Source organism: Azospira sp. APE16 (assembly GCF_047901315.1).
Lineage (GTDB): Bacteria > Pseudomonadota > Gammaproteobacteria > Burkholderiales > Rhodocyclaceae > Azospira > Azospira oryzae.
The window spans coordinates 549348-569308 of record NZ_CP179682.1; the positions used below are offsets into that span (position 1 = coordinate 549348).

At 66.7% G+C, this 19961-nt stretch carries 17 protein-coding genes; 15 read left to right on the plus strand and 2 right to left on the minus strand.

Translation table 11 applies throughout. The features are described from left to right. The first annotated feature begins 65 nt into the window (after positions 1 to 65). The 5 genes from ACLSSQ_RS02810 to ACLSSQ_RS02830 all read left to right on the plus strand — a co-directional run bounded on the left by ACLSSQ_RS02810 (position 66) and on the right by ACLSSQ_RS02830 (position 6007). Positions 66 to 1364, plus strand: a complete 1299-nt coding sequence (locus tag ACLSSQ_RS02810) for an acetyl-CoA C-acetyltransferase (RefSeq protein WP_416243722.1) — start codon at positions 66 to 68, stop codon at positions 1362 to 1364. A gap of 7 nt (positions 1365 to 1371) precedes the next feature. After that, positions 1372 to 2316, plus strand: a complete 945-nt coding sequence (locus ACLSSQ_RS02815; protein ID WP_014235444.1) for a DegV family protein — start codon at positions 1372 to 1374, stop codon at positions 2314 to 2316. A 15-nt stretch (positions 2317 to 2331) separates the two neighbouring features. Then, positions 2332 to 4263 carry a 3-hydroxyacyl-CoA dehydrogenase NAD-binding domain-containing protein gene (locus tag ACLSSQ_RS02820; protein WP_416243723.1) on the plus strand — a complete coding sequence of 644 codons (1932 nt, stop codon included), beginning with the start codon at positions 2332 to 2334 and terminating at the stop codon, positions 4261 to 4263. Next, the gene (locus tag ACLSSQ_RS02825; RefSeq protein ID WP_014235442.1) at positions 4256 to 4654 is read left to right on the plus strand and encodes an acyl-CoA thioesterase; all 399 of its coding nucleotides are present in this window, start codon (positions 4256 to 4258) and stop codon (positions 4652 to 4654) included. The genes ACLSSQ_RS02820 and ACLSSQ_RS02825 overlap by 8 nt, the downstream gene beginning before the upstream one ends. Positions 4655 to 4717: 63 nt before the next feature. Continuing rightward, complete coding sequence (locus tag ACLSSQ_RS02830) at positions 4718 to 6007, plus strand: OmpP1/FadL family transporter (RefSeq protein WP_416243724.1); 1290 nt, start codon at positions 4718 to 4720, stop codon at positions 6005 to 6007. 149 nt (positions 6008 to 6156) lie between these two features. Here the strand turns inward: ACLSSQ_RS02830 and ACLSSQ_RS02835 are convergent, their stop codons facing one another. Next, on the minus strand, positions 6157 to 7164 hold the full coding sequence (locus ACLSSQ_RS02835; RefSeq protein ID WP_205230437.1) for an AraC family transcriptional regulator: 1008 nt from the start codon (positions 7162 to 7164) through the stop codon (positions 6157 to 6159). 261 nt (positions 7165 to 7425) lie between these two features. Here ACLSSQ_RS02835 and ACLSSQ_RS02840 point away from each other — a divergent pair, with 261 nt between their 5' ends. The 6 genes from ACLSSQ_RS02840 to ACLSSQ_RS02865 all read left to right on the plus strand — a co-directional run bounded on the left by ACLSSQ_RS02840 (position 7426) and on the right by ACLSSQ_RS02865 (position 14898). Then, positions 7426 to 9069 (plus strand): fatty acid--CoA ligase, encoded by a 1644-nt coding sequence (locus ACLSSQ_RS02840; RefSeq protein WP_205230438.1) that lies wholly within the window; start codon positions 7426 to 7428, stop codon positions 9067 to 9069. Positions 9070 to 9085: 16 nt separating this feature from the next. Then, a complete protein-coding gene (locus tag ACLSSQ_RS02845; protein ID WP_416243725.1) occupies positions 9086 to 11473 on the plus strand; it encodes a 3-hydroxyacyl-CoA dehydrogenase/enoyl-CoA hydratase family protein in 2388 nt (795 codons plus the stop codon). A 17-nt stretch (positions 11474 to 11490) separates the two neighbouring features. Then, positions 11491 to 12690 (plus strand): acetyl-CoA C-acyltransferase, encoded by a 1200-nt coding sequence (locus ACLSSQ_RS02850; protein WP_416243726.1) that lies wholly within the window; start codon positions 11491 to 11493, stop codon positions 12688 to 12690. A gap of 170 nt (positions 12691 to 12860) precedes the next feature. Beyond that, entirely contained in the window at positions 12861 to 13364 is a 504-nt protein-coding gene (locus ACLSSQ_RS02855) for a DUF4442 domain-containing protein (protein WP_014235436.1), read from the plus strand. 92 nt (positions 13365 to 13456) lie between these two features. Further along, positions 13457 to 14011, plus strand: a complete 555-nt coding sequence (locus ACLSSQ_RS02860) for a DUF2802 domain-containing protein (protein WP_014235435.1) — start codon at positions 13457 to 13459, stop codon at positions 14009 to 14011. Positions 14012 to 14052: 41 nt separating this feature from the next. Continuing rightward, on the plus strand, positions 14053 to 14898 hold the full coding sequence (locus tag ACLSSQ_RS02865; protein ID WP_416243727.1) for an SPOR domain-containing protein: 846 nt from the start codon (positions 14053 to 14055) through the stop codon (positions 14896 to 14898). A 210-nt stretch (positions 14899 to 15108) separates the two neighbouring features. On the opposite strand, the gene ACLSSQ_RS02870 is transcribed toward ACLSSQ_RS02865, so the two are convergent. Continuing rightward, positions 15109 to 15462, minus strand: coding sequence for a tetratricopeptide repeat protein (locus tag ACLSSQ_RS02870; protein WP_416243728.1), 354 nt, complete (start codon positions 15460 to 15462; stop codon positions 15109 to 15111). 45 nt (positions 15463 to 15507) lie between these two features. Between ACLSSQ_RS02870 and ACLSSQ_RS02875 the strand changes: the two genes are divergently transcribed. From ACLSSQ_RS02875 to ACLSSQ_RS02890, 4 genes are all read left to right on the plus strand, one after another. Continuing rightward, positions 15508 to 15888 (plus strand): RidA family protein, encoded by a 381-nt coding sequence (locus ACLSSQ_RS02875; RefSeq protein WP_205230443.1) that lies wholly within the window; start codon positions 15508 to 15510, stop codon positions 15886 to 15888. A gap of 14 nt (positions 15889 to 15902) precedes the next feature. Next, positions 15903 to 17978 (plus strand): ATP-dependent DNA helicase RecG, encoded by a 2076-nt coding sequence (gene recG / locus ACLSSQ_RS02880; RefSeq protein ID WP_416243729.1) that lies wholly within the window; start codon positions 15903 to 15905, stop codon positions 17976 to 17978. A 99-nt stretch (positions 17979 to 18077) separates the two neighbouring features. Then, on the plus strand, positions 18078 to 18578 hold the full coding sequence (locus ACLSSQ_RS02885) for an acyl-CoA thioesterase (RefSeq protein ID WP_205230445.1): 501 nt from the start codon (positions 18078 to 18080) through the stop codon (positions 18576 to 18578). Between the two features lie 29 nt (positions 18579 to 18607). Then, positions 18608 to 19960, plus strand: a complete 1353-nt coding sequence (locus tag ACLSSQ_RS02890) for a DEAD/DEAH box helicase (RefSeq protein ID WP_416243730.1) — start codon at positions 18608 to 18610, stop codon at positions 19958 to 19960. The last annotated feature ends 1 nt before the right edge of the window (position 19961 follow it).

Below are 19961 nucleotides of genomic sequence, written 5' to 3' on the forward strand. Positions count from 1 at the left end.
CCTTGTGGGTGACCCCGGGACGATTACAAGCAGAAACGTAAAAGACAAAACCAAAGGAGAGAGACATGGCCCAGCAGCAAGCATTTGAGCCGGTCTACGTGGTGGATGGGGCGCGCACCCCGTTCCTCAAGGCGAAGAACGGGCCCGGCCCGTTCTCGGCTGCCGATCTTGCCGTGCAGGCGGGGCGGGCCCTTCTGGCCCGCCAGCCCTTCGCCCCGGAGGATCTGGACGAGGTGGTGCTGGGCTGTGCCAGCCCCAGCCCGGACGAGGTGAATATCGGCCGGGTGGCAGCCCTGCGCCTGGGCTGCGGCAACAAGGTGACGGGCTGGACGGTGATGCGCAACTGCGCCTCCGGCATGCAGGCCCTGGATTCGGCCATGGCCAACATCCAGTCCGGCCGTTCCGAACTGGTCCTGGCCGGCGGCGTGGACGCCCTGTCGCGGGCGCCCCTGCTCTACAACGACGCCATGGTGCTGTGGTTCGCCGGCATGATGCAGATGAAGACCCTGGGCCAGAAGGCCGGGCACTTCCTCAAGCTGCGCCCCAGCGTGCTGCTCAATCCGGTGATCGGCCTGATGAAGGGCCTGACCGACCCGGTGGTGGGCCTCTTGATGGGCCAGACGGCGGAAAACCTGGCCTGGCGCTTCGGCATCAGCCGGGAAGAGATGGATGCCTTTTCCGTGCGCTCCCACCAGCGGGTCATGGCCGGCCGGGCCAAGCAGGCCTTCGGCGAGATCGTGCCCCTGGTGGGCAACGACGGCACCGTCTATGCCGAGGACGATGGCGTGCGGGCCGATGCCAGCATGGACGGCATGAAGAAGCTCAAGCCCTTCTTCGACAAGAAATACGGCCGGGTCACTCCGGCCAACAGTTCCCAGATCACCGACGGTGGCGCCTGGCTGCTGCTGGCTTCCGAAAGCGCCGTCAAGCGCTGGAAGCTCGAGCCCCTGGGCCGCATCGTGGACGCCCAGTGGGCCGGCCTCGATCCTTCCCAGATGGGCCTGGGCCCGGTGCATGCGGTGACCCCCATCCTGCAGCGTCACGGCCTGGGGCTCAACGATGTGGACCTGATGGAAATCAACGAGGCCTTCGCTGCCCAGGTGCTGGGCTGCCTCAAGGCCTGGGAAGACGATGCCTACTGCCGCGAGGAACTGGGCCTGCCCGGTGCCCTGGGCAGCCTGGACCAGGGCAAGCTCAACGTGGATGGCGGCGCCGTGGCCCAGGGCCATCCGGTGGGCGCCTCCGGCGCCCGCATCGTGCTGCACCTGCTGCATGCCCTGAAAGCCCGGGGCGGCAAGAAGGGCGTCGCCAGCATCTGCATCGGCGGCGGCCAGGGCGGTGCCATGCTGGTGGAAACCTGCTGAGGCCGCCATGCGCATCGGCATCATTGTCGATTCCTGCTGCGACCTGCCCCGGCAGTTCCTCGACGAGCACGAGATCGTGGTCCTGCCCATCTCCCTGCGCATCGGCGGCGCGGTGATCCAGGACCGGCGCGACCCGGACGAGACTCATCGCTTCTACGCCACCCATGTGGACCGGCGCAGCGAGGATTTTGCCGAGTCCTTCCCCTACAGCCCGGCCCAGATCGAGCAGGTGTTCCTGGACAAGATGGTGATCGACTACGACTACGTCTTCGTCCTCACCATCACCAGCGAGCGCAGCCCCATCTACGACCATGCCATGCAGGCCTCGCGCACCGTCCTCACCAAGTACAAGGATCCGCGCCGGGAAATCGGCAAGCCGGGCCGCTTCGGCCTGTGCGTGCTCTCCAGCCGCAACCTGTTTACCGGCCAGGCCGTGCTGGCGGCGGAAGCGGTGCGCCTGATCCGTCTCGGCGGCACGCCCAGCGAAATCGGCACCCGCCTGCGCCAGCTGGTGGACCACATCCACACCTACCTGGTGCCGGCGGACCTCTTCCACATCTACAAGCGGGCTGCCAAGAAGGGCGACAGCAGCATCAACTGGGGCACCTACAAGCTCGGCCAGATGCTGGACATGAAGCCCATCCTGCACTGCAACCGGGACGTCACCCGCTCCATCGCCAAGGTGCGCGGCTTCGAGGCCGGCGTGCAGCGCCTCTTCGCCAATGCGGCGCGGCAGGTGCGGGCCGGCCTGGAGTCGCCCCATGTCTGCATCAGCTACGGCGGCGATCCGGCCACCGTGCCCGGCCTGCCCGGCTATGCCGACCTGGCGGCGGCGGTGCAGGAGAAGGGCGCCGAGATCCTGATTTCCATGATGAGCAACACCGCCGCGGTCAACGTGGGCACGGGGGCGGTGTCCCTGGCCTTTGCCGCCGGTAGCCATACCTTTCACTGAAGGTAGACCATGAACATGCATACCCAAACCTCCCTGACCCAACAGCACTGGCACCTCACCCGGGAGGCCGACGGCCTCGCCTGGCTGTCCCTGGACAAGGCCGGGGAGAGTGCCAATTCCCTGTCCAAGGCCGTCATGGCCGAACTCTCCGGCGTGCTGGACGAGCTCGACCGTCAGCCGCCCAAGGCCCTCATCATCCGCTCCGCCAAGAGCGCCGGCTTCATTGCCGGGGCCGACATTTCCGAATTCGACCAGCTGGATTCGCCGGAGGCCGCCAAGGCCATGGTGGCCCGGGGCTGGAAGCTGTTCAACCGCCTCGCCGCCGTACCCTATCCGACCCTGGCCCTGGTGCGGGGCCACTGCCTGGGCGGCGGCCTGGAACTGGCCCTGGCCTGCCGTACCCTTTTGGTGGTGGACGAGCCGGGCACCAAGCTGGGCCTGCCCGAAGTCATGCTCGGCATCTTCCCCGGCTGGGGCGGCATGCTGCGCCTGCCCCGGCGGGTCGGTCCCGCCGTGGCCCTGGACCTGATGCTGGCCGGCAAGACCGTGGATGCGAAAAAGGCCAAGCGCCTGGGCCTGGCCGACGAGTGCGTGCCGCCGCGGGTGATGGAATCCGCTGCCCGCCAGCTGGCCCTCAACCCGCCGGCGCGCAAGCCCCTGCCGCTGCTGCAGCGCCTCTTCCTGGGCCCCCTGCGCGGCGTGGTGGCGGGCCAGGCGCGCAAGCAAGTGGCCAAGCGGGCCCGTCCCGAACACTATCCGGCGCCCTACGCCATCATCGACCTGTGGGCCAAGTACGACGGCAACGCCCTGGCGGCGCCGGAGATCACCGATCGCATCGTCCGTTCCGCCACCGCCCGCAACCTGGTGCGGGTATTCCACCTGCAGGAGCGCCTGAAGGCTTTCGGCAAGGATTCCGCTTTCGTCGCCAAACGGGTGCACGTGGTGGGGGCCGGCGTCATGGGGGGCGACATCGCCGCCTGGTGCGCCGGCCGCGGCCTCACCGTGACCCTGCAGGACCAGAACGTGGAGCGCATCGCTCCGGCCATCAAGCGGGCCCACGCCGGCTTTGCCCGGCGCATCAGGGACAAGCTGCAGCTGCGCGCCGTCATGGACCGGCTCATCCCCGATCCGGAAGGCCATGGGGCCGCCCACGCCGACGTGGTCATCGAGGCCATCTTCGAGAACCTGGAAGCCAAGCACAGCCTGCTCAAGGGCCTGGAGGCCCGGATGAAGCCCGATGCCGTGCTGGCCACCAACACCTCCAGCCTGAAGCTGGAGGACATCCGTACCGTCTTGCAGCGGCCGGAACGCCTGGTGGGCATCCACTTCTTCAACCCGGTGGCTAAGATGCCCCTGGTGGAGGTGGTGACGGCCGCGGGCGGCGATGCGGAAGTGACGCGCCAGGCCTGCGCCTTCGTGCGTGGCATCGACAAGCTGCCCCTGCCGGTTAAGAGCGCCCCCGGCTTCCTGGTCAATGCCGTGCTCGGCCCCTATCTGCTGGAAGCCATGCGCTGCGTGGACGAGGGCATCGCCCCGGAGACGGTGGATGAAGCGGCCCTGGCCTTCGGCATGCCCATGGGCCCCATCGAGCTGGCCGATACCGTCGGCCTGGATATTGCCATGGCGGCCGGCAAGGCCCTGGCCGGCAACGGTACGGAGCCGCCCAAGTGCCTGGTGCAGCGCTTCGAGCGCGGCGATCTGGGGCGCAAGAGCGGCAAGGGTTTCTACGCCTATCCGGCCGGCAAGATCCAGAAGGGGGCGGCGGGCGCAGTGCCGGCCGGGCTGGCCGAACGGCTGGTGCAGCCCCTGCTGCAGCGGACGCAACAATTGGTCGATGCAGGTGTCGTAGCGGATGCCGAGCTGGCGGACGCCGGCGTAATATTCGGCACCGGTTTCGCCCCCTTCACGGGCGGACCCCTCAACTACGCTAGGAGCCGACATGCCTGAAATCCCCGTCCAACTGCCCGAAAAGCAACCCACCCTGCGCCTGATGACCATGCCGTCGGACATGAATCCGAACGGCGACATCTTCGGCGGCTGGGTCATGTCCCAGGTGGACATTGCCGGCGGCGTCGCCGCCATGCGTCGGGCCCGCGGACGGGTGACCACGGTCGCCGTCAATGCCTTCCAGTTCAAGCAGCCCATTTCCATCGGCGATGTCGTCAGCTTCTACACCGACATCGTCAAGGTCGGCCGCACCTCCATCACCCTCAGTGTGGAAGTCTATGCCGAACGCAATTATTTCAAGCCCATCACCGTCAAGGTGACGGAGGCCACCCTGACCTACGTGGCCATCGACGTCAGCGGCAACAAGCGGGAAGTGCCGCCCGAGGGCTGAGAGCAGGTGTTTTACCCGGGAGGTTCGCCTCCCAAACCACAATCATAAATAGGAGACAAAACGATGTTGAAGACTTCCATGAAGTTGTTGCCGTTGTTGGTCCTGGGGGCAGTTTCCGGTACCGCTTCCGCTGCCGGCTTCCAGTTGCTGGAACAGAACGCTAGCGGTATGGGAAATGCTTATGCAGGTTCGGCTGCATCCGCAGAAAACGCGTCCGTTCAATATTTTAATGCTGCGGCTTTAACTGAATTGGCGGGTAAGCAGATTTCGACTGGTGTTAATTACATCGAGCTGGATTCTAAGTTTCACAACAGAGCGTCTGTTGCGCCGGCTGGATGGGCTGCTAATGCGGTCATGGATGGGGCACAAGGCGGGGATGCCGCTTTTGTGCCTAATTTCTATTTTTCTATGCCGCTGACCAAAGATTTGTATCTTGGGGTTGGTGCCAACGCTCCTTTTGGTATGCGCACTGATTGGCCCAAGGAGTGGGTCGGTCAAGGCTTCGGCACAATGACTGACGTCAAGGCTATGAATTTCAATTTGAATTTGGCCTATCGCCTCAATGATCAATTGTCTGTTGGTGGAGGGGTAAATTATCAGAAATTTGATGCCCAACTCGGCAACCAAGTGAACATCGGTGTAGGGCCTACTGCGGTTGGTAGCTATTTGGTGGCGGGTAATGACTGGTCCTGGGGCTACAACCTGGGGCTTCTTTACAAACCCAGCATCAACACTCAGATTGGCGTCTCTTATCGTTCTGCAGTAAAGCATCAGTTGGAAGGTAACTACAGCATTTCTGGCGCTCCTGGGGTTGTTGCTGCAATTGTTGGCGCTGGTGGATTTAAGGCGGCGAATGGCGCTGCTACGGTAAATATCAAGCTGCCGGATACGTGGGTTTTTAGTGTGGCTCATCAGCTTAACAATCAGTGGGAACTGCTTGGGGATGTTAGCCGGACTGGGTGGTCAAGTATTCCGGAGCTGAGAATTGTCTCTGCAAATGGGTCTCCTGATCAGGTTTCTGATTATCGATGGAGAGATACGTGGCGTGTAGCAGGTGGCGCAAACTACCAGATTAACGATGCTTGGAAGCTTCGCTTGGGGCTTGCATTTGACCAATCACCTGTGAGGGAAGGCTTGCGCACTCCCCGTTTGCCGGATCAGGATCGTATTTGGTATTCCATTGGCGCACAGTACAAAATCAATGCCAAAAATAAGCTGGATGTCGGTTATAGCTATGTGAAAGCAAAAACGGCTGATGCCAATGAGGTTGGAAGTGCGGCCAAGGGAACGATTAATGGCGAGTACAAGAGCTTTGTTCAGATGATTGGTGTTCAGTATTCGGTGAGCTTCTGATATTTGCTGTTCGTTTGGTTGAAAAAATGCTCCGCATCGCGGAGCATTTTTTTTGTGGGCAAATATTGACGGCATGAGGCGGATGCCTATAATTCAAACGTTCGTTTTAATTATAGGCGAGGCCGATGCCGATCTTTCCCGTTCCCCTGTCAGCGCCGCAGCCGGTAGGCGCCCGGCGTGCTGCCCGTCCATTTGCGGAAGGCGCGGTGGAAGGTGGTCGGGTCGTCGAAGCCCACAGCGGTGCCGATCACGGCGATGGGCATGTCAGTCTGGGTCAGACGCTGGATGGCCACGTCCCGGCGCAGTTCATCCTTGATGGCCTGGAAGGTGGTGCCTTCCGTCGCCAGGTGGCGGGTCAGGCTGCGCACCGACGTGTGCAGGCTGCGCGCCACCGTTTCGATGGAAAGGGAGCGTTCCAGCTGCTTTTCCAGGGTCTCCCGCACCTTCTGGCTGACCAGGCGCTCGGCAAAGGAAACGAAGAGCCAGCCGCCCGGCGCCTTGCTGAGGAAGGTGCCGAGGGAGTTCTTGTCCTGCCGGATCGGTGTGGCCAGGGCGCTGGCCTCGAAGTACAGGGCCGACTGCCCCTGGTCGAAATGCACCGGCCCCGGATAGAGAAAAACGTACTCCGAGGCATGGCGTGGTCGCGGATAGGCGCAGTCCACCCGGGCCAGGGTCATCTTGTGGCCGGTCAGCCAGGAGGCGACGCCGTGGATCAGCTTGAGCATGATCTCCTGGCCGAAGGTGTTTGCGGGCGCCGCCGGCGTCTGGGGGATGAGGGCGATGCGCACCAGGCCGCCCTGGCGCGAGAGGTCGATGGCGAAGTCGTCCAGCAGCAGATGGAAGAAGCGGGTGAAGCGGAACAGGGCAGTCTGCAGGTTGGCCGATTCAAGCAGGCTCAGGCAGAGGAACTTGAAGGCGCCGGCCCGCACCGGGCGGGAGAACATGCCGGGCAGTTCGTCGTCCAGCTCCCGCGCCAGCAGGCGGTAGAGGGTGGCGAACTGCTCCGTGGTGACGCGGGCGGTATCGGCTGCCAGCAAGGCCGGCGCAATGCCGGCCTGTTGCACCAGGGCCGTACGTCGAGGGGGCTCGATGGCGGTGCCGGCCAGCAGGTGGTGCACGAAGCTGATGGGGACGGTGCTCGATGACGGGGCGGCCATGGCCTGGGATTTCTTGTGCGCTGCGGCATGAGGAATGGCCGATTATGCAAGTAAATAGGCGCAACCGGCAATCCGGCGGAGCGGCGATTGTTCGTAGAATCGTCGCGGAAACAAAGACTCTGTCTTGTTTCAAGGAGTCCGCTGGGCATCGGGTCGTACCTGCCGAAAAGACGCTTTTTCGGCGCGATAGGTCTATTGCCAGGGTCGCAGGCGCGGCCGCCGGCGGGCGATAAGCCAGAACAACGCCGGGAGACTTCCGCCATGTCCATGCAACCCATCCAGGTCACATCCTCCGCCTACACCTATCCCCTGCTGATCAAGCAGCTGCTGCATACTCCCCTGGCGACGGCGCCGCAGCAGGAAATCGTCTATGGGGACAAGGTGCGCCACACCTACCGGGACCTGGCCCTGCGCATCAACCGCCAGGGCCATGCCCTGAGCCGCCTGGGGGTCCAGGGCGGCGACACGGTGGCGGTCATGGATTGGGACAGCCACCGCTACCTGGAGTGCTTCTTCGGCGTGCCCATGCTGGGCGCCGTGCTGCAGACGGTGAATGTGCGCCTGTCGCCGGACCAGATCCTGTACACCCTGAACCATGCCCAGGCCAGCGTGCTGCTGGTGAACCGGGAGTTCCTGCCGGTGCTGGCGCAAATCCGCGGCGAGCTGGCCACGGTGAAGCGCTTCGTCCTGCTGGACGACGAAAGCGGCGACCTGCCGGAAGGCTTTGCCGGCGAGTACGAAGCCCTGCTGGCCGACTGCCCGGACCACTACGACTTTCCCGATTTCGACGAAAACACCCGGGCCACCACCTTCTACACCACCGGCACCACCGGCCTGCCCAAGGGCGTCTATTTCAGCCACCGCCAGCTGGTGCTGCACACCCTGGCCGTCTGCTCTGCCCTGGCCCTGGCGCCGCAACAGGGGGGATTCCACCGGGACGACATTTACATGCCCCTGACCCCCATGTTCCATGTGCACGCCTGGGGCATGCCCTACATCGCCACCCTGGCGGGTGTGAAGCAGGTCTATCCGGGGCGCTACCAGCCCGAGGCCATCCTCAAGCTGATCGAGAAGGAGCAGGTCACCTTCTCCCACTGCGTCCCCACCATCCTGCACATGCTGCTGCTGACGCCCTATGGCAAGCAGGTGGACCTTTCCCGGTGGAAGGTCATCATCGGCGGCTCCGCCCTCACCACAGGCCTGGCCAAGGCGGCCCTGGAGCGGGGCATCGATGTGTTCACCGGCTACGGCATGTCCGAGACCTGTCCCATCCTGACCCTGGCCCAGATGGAAGATCCGGCGCTGCTGGCCGATGCCGATGCCAACGTGGCGGTACGGGTCAAGACCGGCCGGCCCGTGCCCCTGGTGGCCCTGCGCACCGTGGATGCCCAGATGGGCGACTGCCCGCGGGACGGCAAGAGCGCCGGCGAGGTGGTGGTGCGCGCCCCCTGGCTGACCCAGGGCTACCTCTACAACCCGGAGGCCTCCGAGCATCTGTGGGACGGCGGCTGGCTGCACACCCAGGACATCGGCCACATCGACCCCCAGGGCTACCTGCAGGTCACCGACCGCATCAAGGACGTGATCAAGACCGGCGGCGAGTGGGTCTCCTCCCTCGAACTGGAGGACCTCATCGGCCGCCACCCGGGGGTAAGCGAAGTGGCCGTCATCGGCGTGCCCGACGAGAAGTGGGGCGAACGCCCCCTGGCCCTGGTGGTGCTCAAGCCCGAATTCGCCGACCAGGTGTCGGCCGCAGATATCCAAGCCCATGTGAAGGTCTTTGCCGACCAGGGCCATATTTCCAAGTACGGTGTACCGGAAAACGTCAGATTCCTCGAGAGTCTGGCTCGAACCAGCGTTGGCAAGCTGAACAAGCGCGCCATGCGGGAACAACTAGTGAAGTGAAGGAGACAAGAAGACCATGAGTGAGAACAGCAAACTGATCGTCCGCCGGGCTGCCGTGCTCGGCGCCGGCGTGATGGGGGCCCAGATCGCCGCCCATCTCGCCAACGCCGATGTGCCGGTGGTGCTTTTCGACCTGGCGGCCAAGGAGGGCGACCCCAACGGCATCGTCAAGAAGGCCCTGGACGGCTTGAAGAAGCTGGACCCGGCGCCCCTGGCGAGCAAGGAGCGCCTGGCCCACATCGATGCCGCGAACTACGAGCAGCACCTGGCCCTCCTGGGCGAGTGCGACCTGGTGATCGAGGCCATCGCCGAGAAGATGGAGTGGAAGGAAGACCTCTACCGCAAGATCGCGCCCCACCTGAAGGCCGGCGCCATCGTCGCCTCCAACACCTCGGGCCTGTCAATCAACAAGCTGTCCTCCACCGTGCCGGCGGAGAAGCGGGCCAACTTCTGCGGCATCCACTTCTTCAATCCGCCGCGCTACATGCCCCTGGTGGAAATCATCGCCACCACCGACTCCGATCCGGCCATGCTGGACCGCCTGGAAACCTGGCTGGTCTCCCGCCTCGGCAAGAGCGTGGTGCGGGCCAAGGACACCCCCAATTTCGTCGCCAACCGGGTCGGCGTCTTCTCCATCCTGGCGGTGATGCACCACACCCAGCGCCTGGAGATGGGCTTCGACGAGGTGGATGCCCTGACCGGCCCCAAGATCGGCCGTCCCAAGAGCGCCACCTACCGCACCGCCGACGTGGTGGGCCTGGACACCCTGGCCCACGTGGTCAAAACCATGCAGGACACCCTGCCCGGCGATCCGTGGCACAGCCACTTCCAGGCCCCGGCCTGGCTGGCCGCCCTGATCGAGAAGGGCGCCCTGGGCCAGAAGACCAAGTGCGGCATCTTCCGTAAGCAGGGCAAGGAAATCCAGGTGCTGGACCTGGCCAAGCAGGACTACCGTACCTCCGCCGGCGAGATTGCCCCGGAAGTGGCCGAGATCCTCAAGATCAAGAACCCGGCCGAGAAGTTCGCCGCCCTGCGCGCCTCCGGCCACAAGCAGGCCCAGTTCCTGTGGGCCATCTACCGGGACGTCTTCCACTACTGCGCCTTCCACCTGGAATCCATCGCCGACAACGCCCGGGATGTGGATTTCGCCATGCGCTGGGGCTTCGGCTGGGCCATGGGCCCCTTCGAGACCTGGCAGGCGGCCGGCTGGAAAGCCATTGCCGCCGCCGTGCAGGCCGACATCGATGCCAGCCTGGCCATGAGCACGGCGCCCCTGCCCGCCTGGGTCATGGCTCGGGACGGGGTGCATGAACCCGTCGGCTCCTGGTCCGCCGCCGAACAGGGCCTCAAGCCCCGGTCCGCCTTGCCGGTGTACGGCCGCCAGCTCTATCCCGAGACCGTGCTGGGCGAAGCCCCCGCCGCCAAGGGCGAGACCGTCTGGGAAAACGCCGGGGTGCGCCTGTGGACCCATGCCCAGGACCCCAAGATCGCCATTCTCTCCATCACCTCCAAGATGCACGCCATCGGTGACGAGGTGCTGGATGGCGTGCTCGAAGCAGTCAGCCGGGCCGAGCGGGACTTCGACGGCCTGGTCATCTGGCACGAAGCCCCCTTCGCCGTCGGCGCCAATCTGCAGCAGGTGGGCGAAGCCTGCGCCAAGGGCGAGTTCGACAAGCTGGAGGCCACCGTGGCCAAGTTCCAGCGCGCCTCCATGGCCTTCAAGCACGCCCAGGTGCCCACCGTGGCGGCTGTGCAGGGCATGGCCCTGGGCGGCGGCTGCGAGTTCGTCATGCATGCGGCCCACCGGGTCATGGCCCTGGAAAGCTACGTCGGTCTGGTGGAAGCGGGCGTCGGCCTGATTCCCGCCGGCGGCGGCTGCAAGGAATTCGCCATCCGTGCCGCCCAGTTCGGTGCCCGCCAGGCTGGCGGTGAACTGTTCCCCTTCCTGCAGAACGTGTTCCAGACCATCGCCATGGCCAAGGTGGCCAAGAGTGCCCTGGAAGTGCAGGAAATGGGCTTCGCCAAGGAGTCGGACGACGTGGTCTTCAACGCCCACGAACTGCTGCACGTGGCCCTGGGCCGCGCCCGGGCCATGGCCCAGGCCGGTTACCGTCCGCCCCTGCGGGCCCGCAACATCCCGGTGGCCGGCCGTCCCGGCATTGCCACCCTGGAGATGATGCTGGTGAACATGAAGGAGGGCGGTTTCATCTCCGCCCACGATTACCGGGTGGCCCGCTCCGCCGCCATCGCCCTGTGCGGCGGCGACGTGGAGCAGGGCAGCCGGGTGGACGACGAATGGCTGCTCACCGTGGAGCGCCGCGAATTCGTCGAACTGCTGAAGACCCCGGAAACCCAGGCCCGCATCAAGCACATGCTTGAGACCGGCAAGCCCCTGCGTAATTAAGGGGAAGGAGACAAACAATGACCAAACAAATCCAAGACGCCTACATCGTCGCCGCCACCCGTCTGCCGGTGGCCAAGCGCAACGGCATGTTCAAGACCACCCGCCCCGACGACATGCTGGCCCACGCCCTCAAGTCCGTCATGGCCCAGGTGCCCCAGCTGGACCCGGCCCTGGTGGAAGACGTGATCGTCGGCTGCGCCATGCCGGAAGCCGAGCAGGGCATGAACGTGGCCCGCATCGGCCTGCTCCTGGCCGGCCTGCCGGACACCGTGCCGGGCATCACCATCAACCGCTTCTGCTCCTCCGGCGTGCAGGCCGTGGCCGATGCCGCCGCCCGCATCCGCCTGGGCGAGGCCGACGTGATGCTGGCTGCCGGCACCGAGACCATGAGCCTGATGTCCCAGATGATGGGCAACAAGGTCTCCCTCAACCCGGCCATTTTCGAGAAGGACGAGAACGTGGCCATCGCCTACGGCATGGGCCTCACCGCCGAGAAGGTGGCCCAGAAGTGGGGCATCAGCCGCGACGACCAGGATGCCTTCGCCGTGGCCTCCCACCAGAAGGCCGTGGCCGCCATCGCCGCCGGCAAGTTCAAGGACGAGATCAGCCCCTACACCGTGCGCGCCCACCTGCCTGACTTGAAGAGCGGCACCGTGCGCATCGTCGACAAGGTCTGCGACACCGACGAAGGCCCCCGTCCCGATTCCAGCCTGCAGGGCCTGGCCAAGCTGAAGCCGGTGTTCAACGCCCGGGGCAGCGTCACCGCCGGCAACTCCTCCCAGATGTCCGACGGCGCCGGCGCCGTGCTGCTGGTCTCCGAGAAGATCCTCAAGCAGTTCAACCTGCAGCCCCTGGCCCGTTTCGCCGGCTTCTCCGTGGCCGGCGTGCCGCCGGAGATCATGGGCATCGGCCCCATTGCCGCCATTCCCAAGGTCCTGGCCCAGGCCGGCATCAAGCAGGACGACCTGGACTGGATCGAGCTGAATGAGGCCTTCGCCGCCCAGGCCCTGGCGGTGACCCGGGAGCTGGGTCTGGACCCGGCCAAGATCAATCCCCAGGGCGGCGCCATCGCCCTCGGCCATCCCCTGGGCGCCACCGGCGCCATCCGCACCGCCACCCTGGTGCACGGCATGCGCCGGGAAAATAAGAAGTGGGGCATGGTCACCATGTGTATCGGCACCGGCATGGGGGCCGCGGGCCTGTTCGAGGCCCTGTAAGGCGCAGCGCGCCCCGGCCGGTGCCGTTCTCCTCCAGGGACGGTGCCGGCCGGGGCATTTTTGCGTTTACCGACTTGTTGTAAGCTGCCTCCCCGACAAAGGCCACGGGGCGGGCGCCGGCCGGCGCCGCACCCGTTGTGCCAAGCCATTCCCCAAGGAGATTCCCGACCATGCTGCCAAAATGGTGGAAAAAGCTGCCTCCCGCCTGGCGCCCGGCCATCCTGCGCTGGGGTTTCAACTGGTTTCCCGCCTGGCGCGCCACCGGCGGCCGGGTCATCCACGTTTCCGCCGACCTGAAGCGCATCGTGGTCAAGCTGCCCCTCAACCGGGGTACCCGCAACGCCGTCGGCACCATTTTCGGCGGCGCCCTGTTCGCCACCACCGACGGTCTTCATCCCACCCTGCTGGCCCTGCAGCTGGGCCACGACTACATCATCTGGGACAAGGCCGGCGCCATCCGCTACCGCAAGCCGGGTCGGGCGCCCCTTTTTGCCGAATTCCACATCGACGATGCGGAGACCGAACTGGTGCGCGAGATTGTCGCCCGGGACGGGGAGTGCGAACGCACCTACACGGTGGAACTGAAGGACCGTCACGGGGTGGTGCACACCATCGTCGAGCGCACCGTGTACATTGCCGACAAGGCCTTCTACCGCAACAAGGTGGCGGCCTAGGCGGGGCCTGGAGCGGCCGCGTTAAGAGCCCGCGCCGGCACGAGCCCTCTGGCATAATACGGCCCCATGACTGACAAGGCGCGGCATACCCCATGAATCTCGACACCTGGCTGGCGGCTGCCGGCATGGGCTGGCGTGAAGCCGTGGTGGGCATCATTGCCCTCCTGGGGCTGTACATCCTGTTCGTGCTGCTGCGCCTGAAGCGCCTGGCCCGCCGCCGCCAGGAGGCGGCCGCGCCGGCGCCCAAGGCGCCGAGCCTGGGCGAGGTCGGGGACGATGGCGACGACGAGGCCGGCGACGAGCATCCGGACCCGGTCTACAGCCGCCCCGAAAAGCCCGCCTTCGCCTGGAACGAACCGCCGGCCAAGGACTTTGCCGAAGAGCAGTACTACAAGGCGGTCCAGCTCGAACTGGGCCAGCTGCGGGAGGAAGTGGCGGTGCTGCGCCACGAGTTCGCCACCCTGCGCGAAGAGATGCGCGGCCAGGTCGGCCAGATCAAGGCTTCCCAGAACATGTCGCCCCTCTACAGCGACGCCATGCAGATGGCCATGCTGGGGCACGACGCCGAAACCATTGCCGAGCGTTGCGGCATCGCCCGGGCCGAGGCTGACCTGGTGGTCGCCCTGGCCCGCAACCAGGGCGATTGAGGCCGGGCGCCGCACACCGATAACCAGGGAAAGGGACCACCATGGCAGAAAAGAAACCGGCGACCAAGGCGACCGGCGCCAAGACGGCCGCCAAGCGCAAGGAAGCGCCCGCCGTCGATCCCCAGGACGAGATCAAGCAGCGCCTGGGGCGGCGCATGGCCTTCGCCGGCGTCATGATCGCCGTGCTGCTGGCCGCCCTGGCCCTGTTCGACCATCTCTCCAAGGCCCCGGAAGAAGAGGAAGTGGCCGTGGCGCCGGCACCGGCACCGAAGGAAGTGGCCCAGCCGGTGAAGCCGGTGGAACCCGTGGCGCCGCCCGCCGAAGAAGCCAAGGCCGAGGAAAAACCGGCCGAACCCGAACTGTCCGCCGCGCCGGTGACCAAGGGCCAGCCGGCCCCCGAACTGCCGCCGCCGCCCCAGGTGGCCGCCAAACCGGCCCTGCAAACGACGCCCCATGCCGCCCAGCCTATCCGCGGCGCCACCTCCGGCCCGGTGAGCAACGGCCGCCAGCCGGCCCAGGGCCGTCAGGGCACCGTGGCCAGCGTTACGCCCGCGCCTGCCGCTGCGGCGCCGGCCGGCACCACGCCTGCCGCCCAGCCGGCCCCGGCGGCGGCACCGGCCAACGTGCAGCCGATGCCGGTACGGCCCCAGCCCCTGCCGCCCCGCCTCTTCTCCGGCTACGTGGTGCAGGCCGGCGTCTTCAGCAGCACCGAGCGGGCCGAGGAACTGCACGCCAAGCTGCAGCTGAACGGCATTCCCTCCAATATCGAATCCCGGGTGAACGTGGGGCCCTTCAAGTCCAAGGAAGAGGCCGACGCGGCCCGGGCCAAGCTCAAGGCCCTGGGCATCGACTCGGTGCTGGTGCCCCCCGCCGGCAACCGCCGCTAAAGGCGGGCGGCGGTCCCGGCGCCCACCTTGCCGGGCCGGCCGCTGCTGCCTGATACAAGTTGCAGCCGGCGCCCGTCGCGGTGCCGGCATTGCCTCAAGATTGAAAACGACCTGCCGGGAGAGGCAGGCGGGGTTCGCCTCCTGGCCATGCCGTGGCCGGGAGCGGCGTCCTTGCTGCCTTCCAGGCCGGATGCTGCGGCAGGCTTCGCCTCAGGTCTGATCCAGGCCGGCGTCGGGCGACTGCAGTAGTTTCTCCAGGCGGCGGGCGAAGACCGTCATTTCCTTGGCCGCCTGCACGTCCCCCCGTCCCTCCGCCACCGTAATGCCCTGACGATAGGCGGCCAGGGCCTCCGCCGGCCGGCCGCCCTCGGCCAGGGCCTTGCCCAGCAGCTTCCAGGCGGCCGAATACTTGGGGTCCTTGTCCACCGCTTCCCGGAAGCGAGCCGCGGCCTGTTCCCACTGTTCGGCCTTGAGCCACTCGTTGCCCAGGGAATAGCGCAGCAGGGCCCCGTCCCGGGGACCGTCCAGCAGCTTTTCCAGATTGGCGATGATCGCTGTCGTCATTTACCATTTCCTTTTTTCCAAGGCTTCATTCTAAAGGACAGCAAAATGGCCAAAACGATCATCGCCACCGACAAGGCTCCCGCCGCCATCGGCACCTACTCCCAGGCAGTGAAGGCTGGCGACACCGTTTACCTCTCCGGCCAGATCGGCCTGGACCCGGCTTCCATGCAGATGGTGGAAGGCATCGACGCCCAGATCGTGCGCGTCTTCGACAACCTCAAGGCCGTGGCCGAGGCCGCCGGCGGCTCCCTGGCCGACACCGTCAAGCTCAATGTGTACCTCACCGATCTGGGCAATTTCGCCAAGGTGAACGAGGTCATGTCCCAGTACTTCAGCCAGCCCTATCCCGCCCGGGCCGCCGTCGGCGTTGCCTCCCTGCCCCGGGGCGCCCTGGTGGAAGCCGACGCCGTGCTGGTGCTCGGCTAAAGCGCAGAACCGTCTTGGCGGAAAAGAAGGCCGGGCCGGCCAAGGCCGCCAAGGCGCCAGCCAAGGGGGCCAGCGCCCTGCAGCAGAAGCTGGGCAAGCTGGGGCTGCACTCGCGCAACGATCTGCTGCTGCATTTTCCCCTGCGCTACGAGGACGAGACGGCGGTGGTGCCGGTCAATGAGGCGCCCTGGGACGAGCCGGTGCAGGTGGAGGTGCGGGTCACCGACGTCTCCATCCAGTTCCGCCCCCGGCGCCAGCTGGTGGCCCGCTGCGAGGACGACTCGGGGGAGCTGTGGCTGCGCTTCCTCAATTTCTACGGTAGCCAGGTCAAGCAGCTGGAAACGGCCCGGGACGAGGGCCGCAAGCTGCGGGTCTTCGGCGAGATCCGGGGCGGCTTCTTTGGCAGCGAGATGGTCCATCCCCGCTACAAGTCGGTGGAGGAGGGGAGTGCCCTGCCCCAGTCCCTGACGCCGGTCTATCCCACCACCGCCGGCCTGGCCCAGTCCGCCCTGCGCAAGCTCATCGGCAAGGCCCTGGCCGAGTCCGACCTGGCCGACACCCTGGACCAGGCGCAGCTGCGGGCCCTGGACCTGGAGCCCTTCGCCGCCAGCGCCCGCCTGCTGCACGCGCCGCCCCCCGGGGTCGATGAATTCGCCCTGCAGAACCACCGCCACCCGGCCTGGCGTCGCATCAAGTTCGACGAGCTGCTGGCCCAGCAACTGTCCCTGCGCCGGGCCTATCTGGCACGGCGGGAACAGGGCTCGCCCCGGCTGAAGGCCTCCGGCGACCTGGCCCGGCGCCTGCTCGCCCAGCTTTCCTTCCAGCTCACCGGAGCCCAGCAGCGGGTATGGCAGGAAATCGCCCGGGACCTGGCCGAGGCCCATCCCATGCAGCGTCTGCTGCAGGGGGACGTGGGCAGCGGCAAGACCATCGTTGCCGCCCTGGCGGCCTGCCAGGCCATCGAGTGCGGCTGGCAGGCGGCTTTCATGGCGCCCACGGAAATCCTCGCCGAGCAGCATTACAAGAAGCTCTCGGCCTGGCTGGAGCCCCTCGGCATTACCGTCGCCTGGCTCTCCGGCAGCCTCAAGTCGGCGAAGAAAAAAGCCGCCCAGCAGGAGGCCGCCGCCGGCGCCCAGCTGGTGGTGGGCACCCACGCCTTGATCCAGGCCGACGTGGATTTCCTGCGCCTGGGGCTGGCCATCGTGGACGAGCAGCACCGCTTCGGCGTGGCCCAGCGCCTGGAACTGCGCAAGAAGGGCAAGGCCGGCATCCCGCATCAGCTGATGATGTCCGCCACGCCCATCCCCCGCACCCTGGCCATGAGCTACTACGCCGACCTGGATGTCTCGGTGATCGACGAACTGCCGCCGGGGCGTACCCCCATCCGCACCAAGCTGGTCTCTGACGCCCGTCGCGACGAGGTGGTGGGGGCGGTGCGCCACGCCGTGGAGAGCGGGCGCCAGGCCTACTGGGTCTGTCCCCTGATCGAGGAAAGCGAGAAGCTGGACCTGCAGGCCGCCATCGACACCCACGCCATCCTGGCCGAGGAGCTGGAAGGACTGTCGGTGGGCCTGGTGCACGGCCGTCTCAAGCCCGACGAGAAGGCCGCCACCATGGCCGCCTTCGCCGCCGGGGAGATCCAGGTGCTGGTGGCCACCACGGTGATCGAGGTGGGGGTGGACGTGCCCAACGCCAGCCTCATGGTGATCGAGCATGCGGAGCGCTTCGGCCTGGCCCAGCTGCACCAGCTGCGGGGCCGGGTGGGCCGGGGCGCCCACGAGTCGGCCTGCGTTCTGCTCTACGCCACGCCCCTGTCCCAGACCGGGCGGGCCCGCCTGAAAATCATCTACGAGAACACCGACGGCTTCGAGATCGCCCGTCAGGACCTGCAGCTGCGCGGCCCCGGCGAGTTCGTCGGCGCCCGCCAGAGCGGCGTGCCCCTGCTGCGCTACGCCGACCTGGAAATGGACGCCGACCTGGTGGAACTGGCGCGGGACCTGGCCGAACGCCTGCTGCGGGACGATCCGCCCCGGGCCGAGCGCCATCTGCGGCGCTGGCTGGGCAGCCGGGAAGAGCTGCTCAAGGCCTGAGCCGGCGGCCTGCTGCGGCCCCGGGTACAATAGCGCCGCGGTGCCGCGCCAGCCTTCGTCCCGCTTCCCGCTTTCTCATTCTGCCTCGCGAGTCCTGCCATGAACCTGCCCAACCACCAATTGTCGATGACCGTGCTGATGACGCCGGACATGGCCAACTTCAGCGGCAAGGTCCACGGCGGCGCCGTCCTCAAGCTGCTCGATCAGGTGGCCTACGCCTGCGCCAGCCGCTACGCCGGCGCCTATGTGGTGACCCTCTCGGTGGACCAGGTGATGTTCCGCCAGCCCATCCACGTCGGCGAACTGGTGACCTTCCTGGCCAGCGTGAACCACACCGGCACCTCCTCCATGGAAGTGGGTATCAAGGTGGTGGCGGAGGAGATCCGCTCCCAGGTGGTGCGCCACGCCAACAGCTGCTTCTTCACCATGGTGGCGGTGGACGACCAGGGCAAGCCGACCCCGGTGCCGCCCCTGGAGCCCCGGACGCCGGACGAGCATCGCCGCTTCGAGGCCGCCTGCACCCGCCGCCAGCTGCGCCAGGAACTGGCCCGCCGCTTCGAGGCCACCCACGGCGCCCATGCCGGCCCCCTGGCCGACTGAGCCGCGCCGCCCCTTATTTTGCAATCCCTATGTCCAGCCAAACACCGCCCATGACCTTCGCCGATCTCGACCTCGTGCCGCCCCTGCTGGAAGCCCTCGACGTGCTCGGCTACCAGACCCCGACCCCGGTCCAGGAGAAAGCCATTCCCGCCGTCCTGGCCGGGGGCGACCTGATGGCCGCGGCCCAGACCGGCACCGGCAAGACCGCCAGCTTCGCCCTGCCCCTGTTGCAGCGGCTGGCCCACGATCCGGAGCCCACCGCCAGCAACAGCACCCGGGCCCTGATCCTGGTGCCGACCCGGGAGCTGGCCCAGCAGGTGTGCGACAGCTTCGTCGCCTACGGCCAGTTCCTGGTGCTGCGCAGCTACGCCGTCTATGGCGGGGTCAGCATCAATCCCCAGATGATGAAGCTGCGCAAGGGCGTGGACATCCTGGTGGCCACCCCGGGCCGCCTGCTGGACCTGCACCGGCAGAACGCGGTGCGTTTCGACCAGGTGCGCACCCTGGTGCTGGACGAGGCCGACCGCATGCTGGACCTGGGTTTCGCCCGGGAACTGAATGCCCTCTTCGCCCTGCTGCCGAAGCAGCGCCAGACCCTGCTTTTCTCCGCCACCTTCTCCGACGCCATCCGCAGCATGGCCAACCAGCTGCTGAAAAAGCCCCTCTCCATCGAGACGGCCCGGCCCAACGCCACCGCCCGGGGCATCAAGCAGTGGGTGGTGCCGGTGGACAAGAAGCGCAAGAGTGCCCTGTTCTGCCATCTCTACAAGCACAAGAAGTGGGACCAGGTGCTGGTCTTCGTCAAGACGCGCAAGGGCGTCGATGAGCTGGTGGAGACCCTGACGACCAAGGGCATCGCCGCCGAATCGATCCACGGGGACAAGCCCCAGCCGGCCCGCCTGCGCGCCCTGGAAAGCTTCAAGGCCGGCCAGGTGCGGGTGCTGGTGGCCACCGACGTGGCCTCCCGCGGTCTGGACATCGACGACCTGCCCCGGGTGGTCAACTTCGACCTGCCCATCGTCCCCGAAGACTACGTGCACCGCATCGGCCGCACCGCCCGGGCCGGCGCCAGCGGCGAGGCCGTGTCCCTGGTCTGCGCCGACGAGGTGAACCTGCTCGGCGCCATCGAGGTGCTGATCGGCCAGCCCCTTTCCCGCATCGAACAGCACGGCTTCGAGCCGGACCACCGGGTGCCCGAGACCGGCCCCGCCGGACAGGTGATCAAGAAACCGAAGAAGCCGAAAATGCCCAAGCACCTGGACTACGGCATCGGCAGCGGGCCCAGCCGGGGCAAGGGCCCCGGCAGTGCCAAGGCCCCGGGCGGCCGGCGCGGGGCCGGGCGGCCGGGAGGTAAGGCCGCGCCCAAGGCCCGGGGCCGCTGAG

Excerpts from the sequence above, each read along its gene's own strand:
- ACLSSQ_RS02830 (WP_416243724.1), top strand. The coding sequence starts at position 4,718 with ATGTTGAAGACTTCCATGAAGTTGTTGCCGTTGTTGGTCCTGGGGGCA.
- ACLSSQ_RS02890 (WP_416243730.1), top strand. The coding sequence starts at position 18,608 with ATGTCCAGCCAAACACCGCCCATGACCTTCGCCGATCTCGACCTCGTG.
- ACLSSQ_RS02860 (WP_014235435.1), top strand. The coding sequence starts at position 13,457 with ATGAATCTCGACACCTGGCTGGCGGCTGCCGGCATGGGCTGGCGTGAA.
- ACLSSQ_RS02885 (WP_205230445.1), top strand. The coding sequence starts at position 18,078 with ATGAACCTGCCCAACCACCAATTGTCGATGACCGTGCTGATGACGCCG.
- ACLSSQ_RS02835 (WP_205230437.1), bottom strand. The coding sequence starts at position 7,164 with ATGGCCGCCCCGTCATCGAGCACCGTCCCCATCAGCTTCGTGCACCAC.
- ACLSSQ_RS02865 (WP_416243727.1), top strand. The coding sequence starts at position 14,053 with ATGGCAGAAAAGAAACCGGCGACCAAGGCGACCGGCGCCAAGACGGCC.
- ACLSSQ_RS02840 (WP_205230438.1), top strand. The coding sequence starts at position 7,426 with ATGTCCATGCAACCCATCCAGGTCACATCCTCCGCCTACACCTATCCC.
- ACLSSQ_RS02855 (WP_014235436.1), top strand. The coding sequence starts at position 12,861 with ATGCTGCCAAAATGGTGGAAAAAGCTGCCTCCCGCCTGGCGCCCGGCC.
- ACLSSQ_RS02870 (WP_416243728.1), bottom strand. The coding sequence starts at position 15,462 with ATGACGACAGCGATCATCGCCAATCTGGAAAAGCTGCTGGACGGTCCC.
- ACLSSQ_RS02850 (WP_416243726.1), top strand. The coding sequence starts at position 11,491 with ATGACCAAACAAATCCAAGACGCCTACATCGTCGCCGCCACCCGTCTG.
- ACLSSQ_RS02820 (WP_416243723.1), top strand. The coding sequence starts at position 2,332 with ATGCATACCCAAACCTCCCTGACCCAACAGCACTGGCACCTCACCCGG.
- ACLSSQ_RS02815 (WP_014235444.1), top strand. The coding sequence starts at position 1,372 with ATGCGCATCGGCATCATTGTCGATTCCTGCTGCGACCTGCCCCGGCAG.
- ACLSSQ_RS02810 (WP_416243722.1), top strand. The coding sequence starts at position 66 with ATGGCCCAGCAGCAAGCATTTGAGCCGGTCTACGTGGTGGATGGGGCG.
- ACLSSQ_RS02875 (WP_205230443.1), top strand. The coding sequence starts at position 15,508 with ATGGCCAAAACGATCATCGCCACCGACAAGGCTCCCGCCGCCATCGGC.
- ACLSSQ_RS02825 (WP_014235442.1), top strand. The coding sequence starts at position 4,256 with ATGCCTGAAATCCCCGTCCAACTGCCCGAAAAGCAACCCACCCTGCGC.
- ACLSSQ_RS02845 (WP_416243725.1), top strand. The coding sequence starts at position 9,086 with ATGAGTGAGAACAGCAAACTGATCGTCCGCCGGGCTGCCGTGCTCGGC.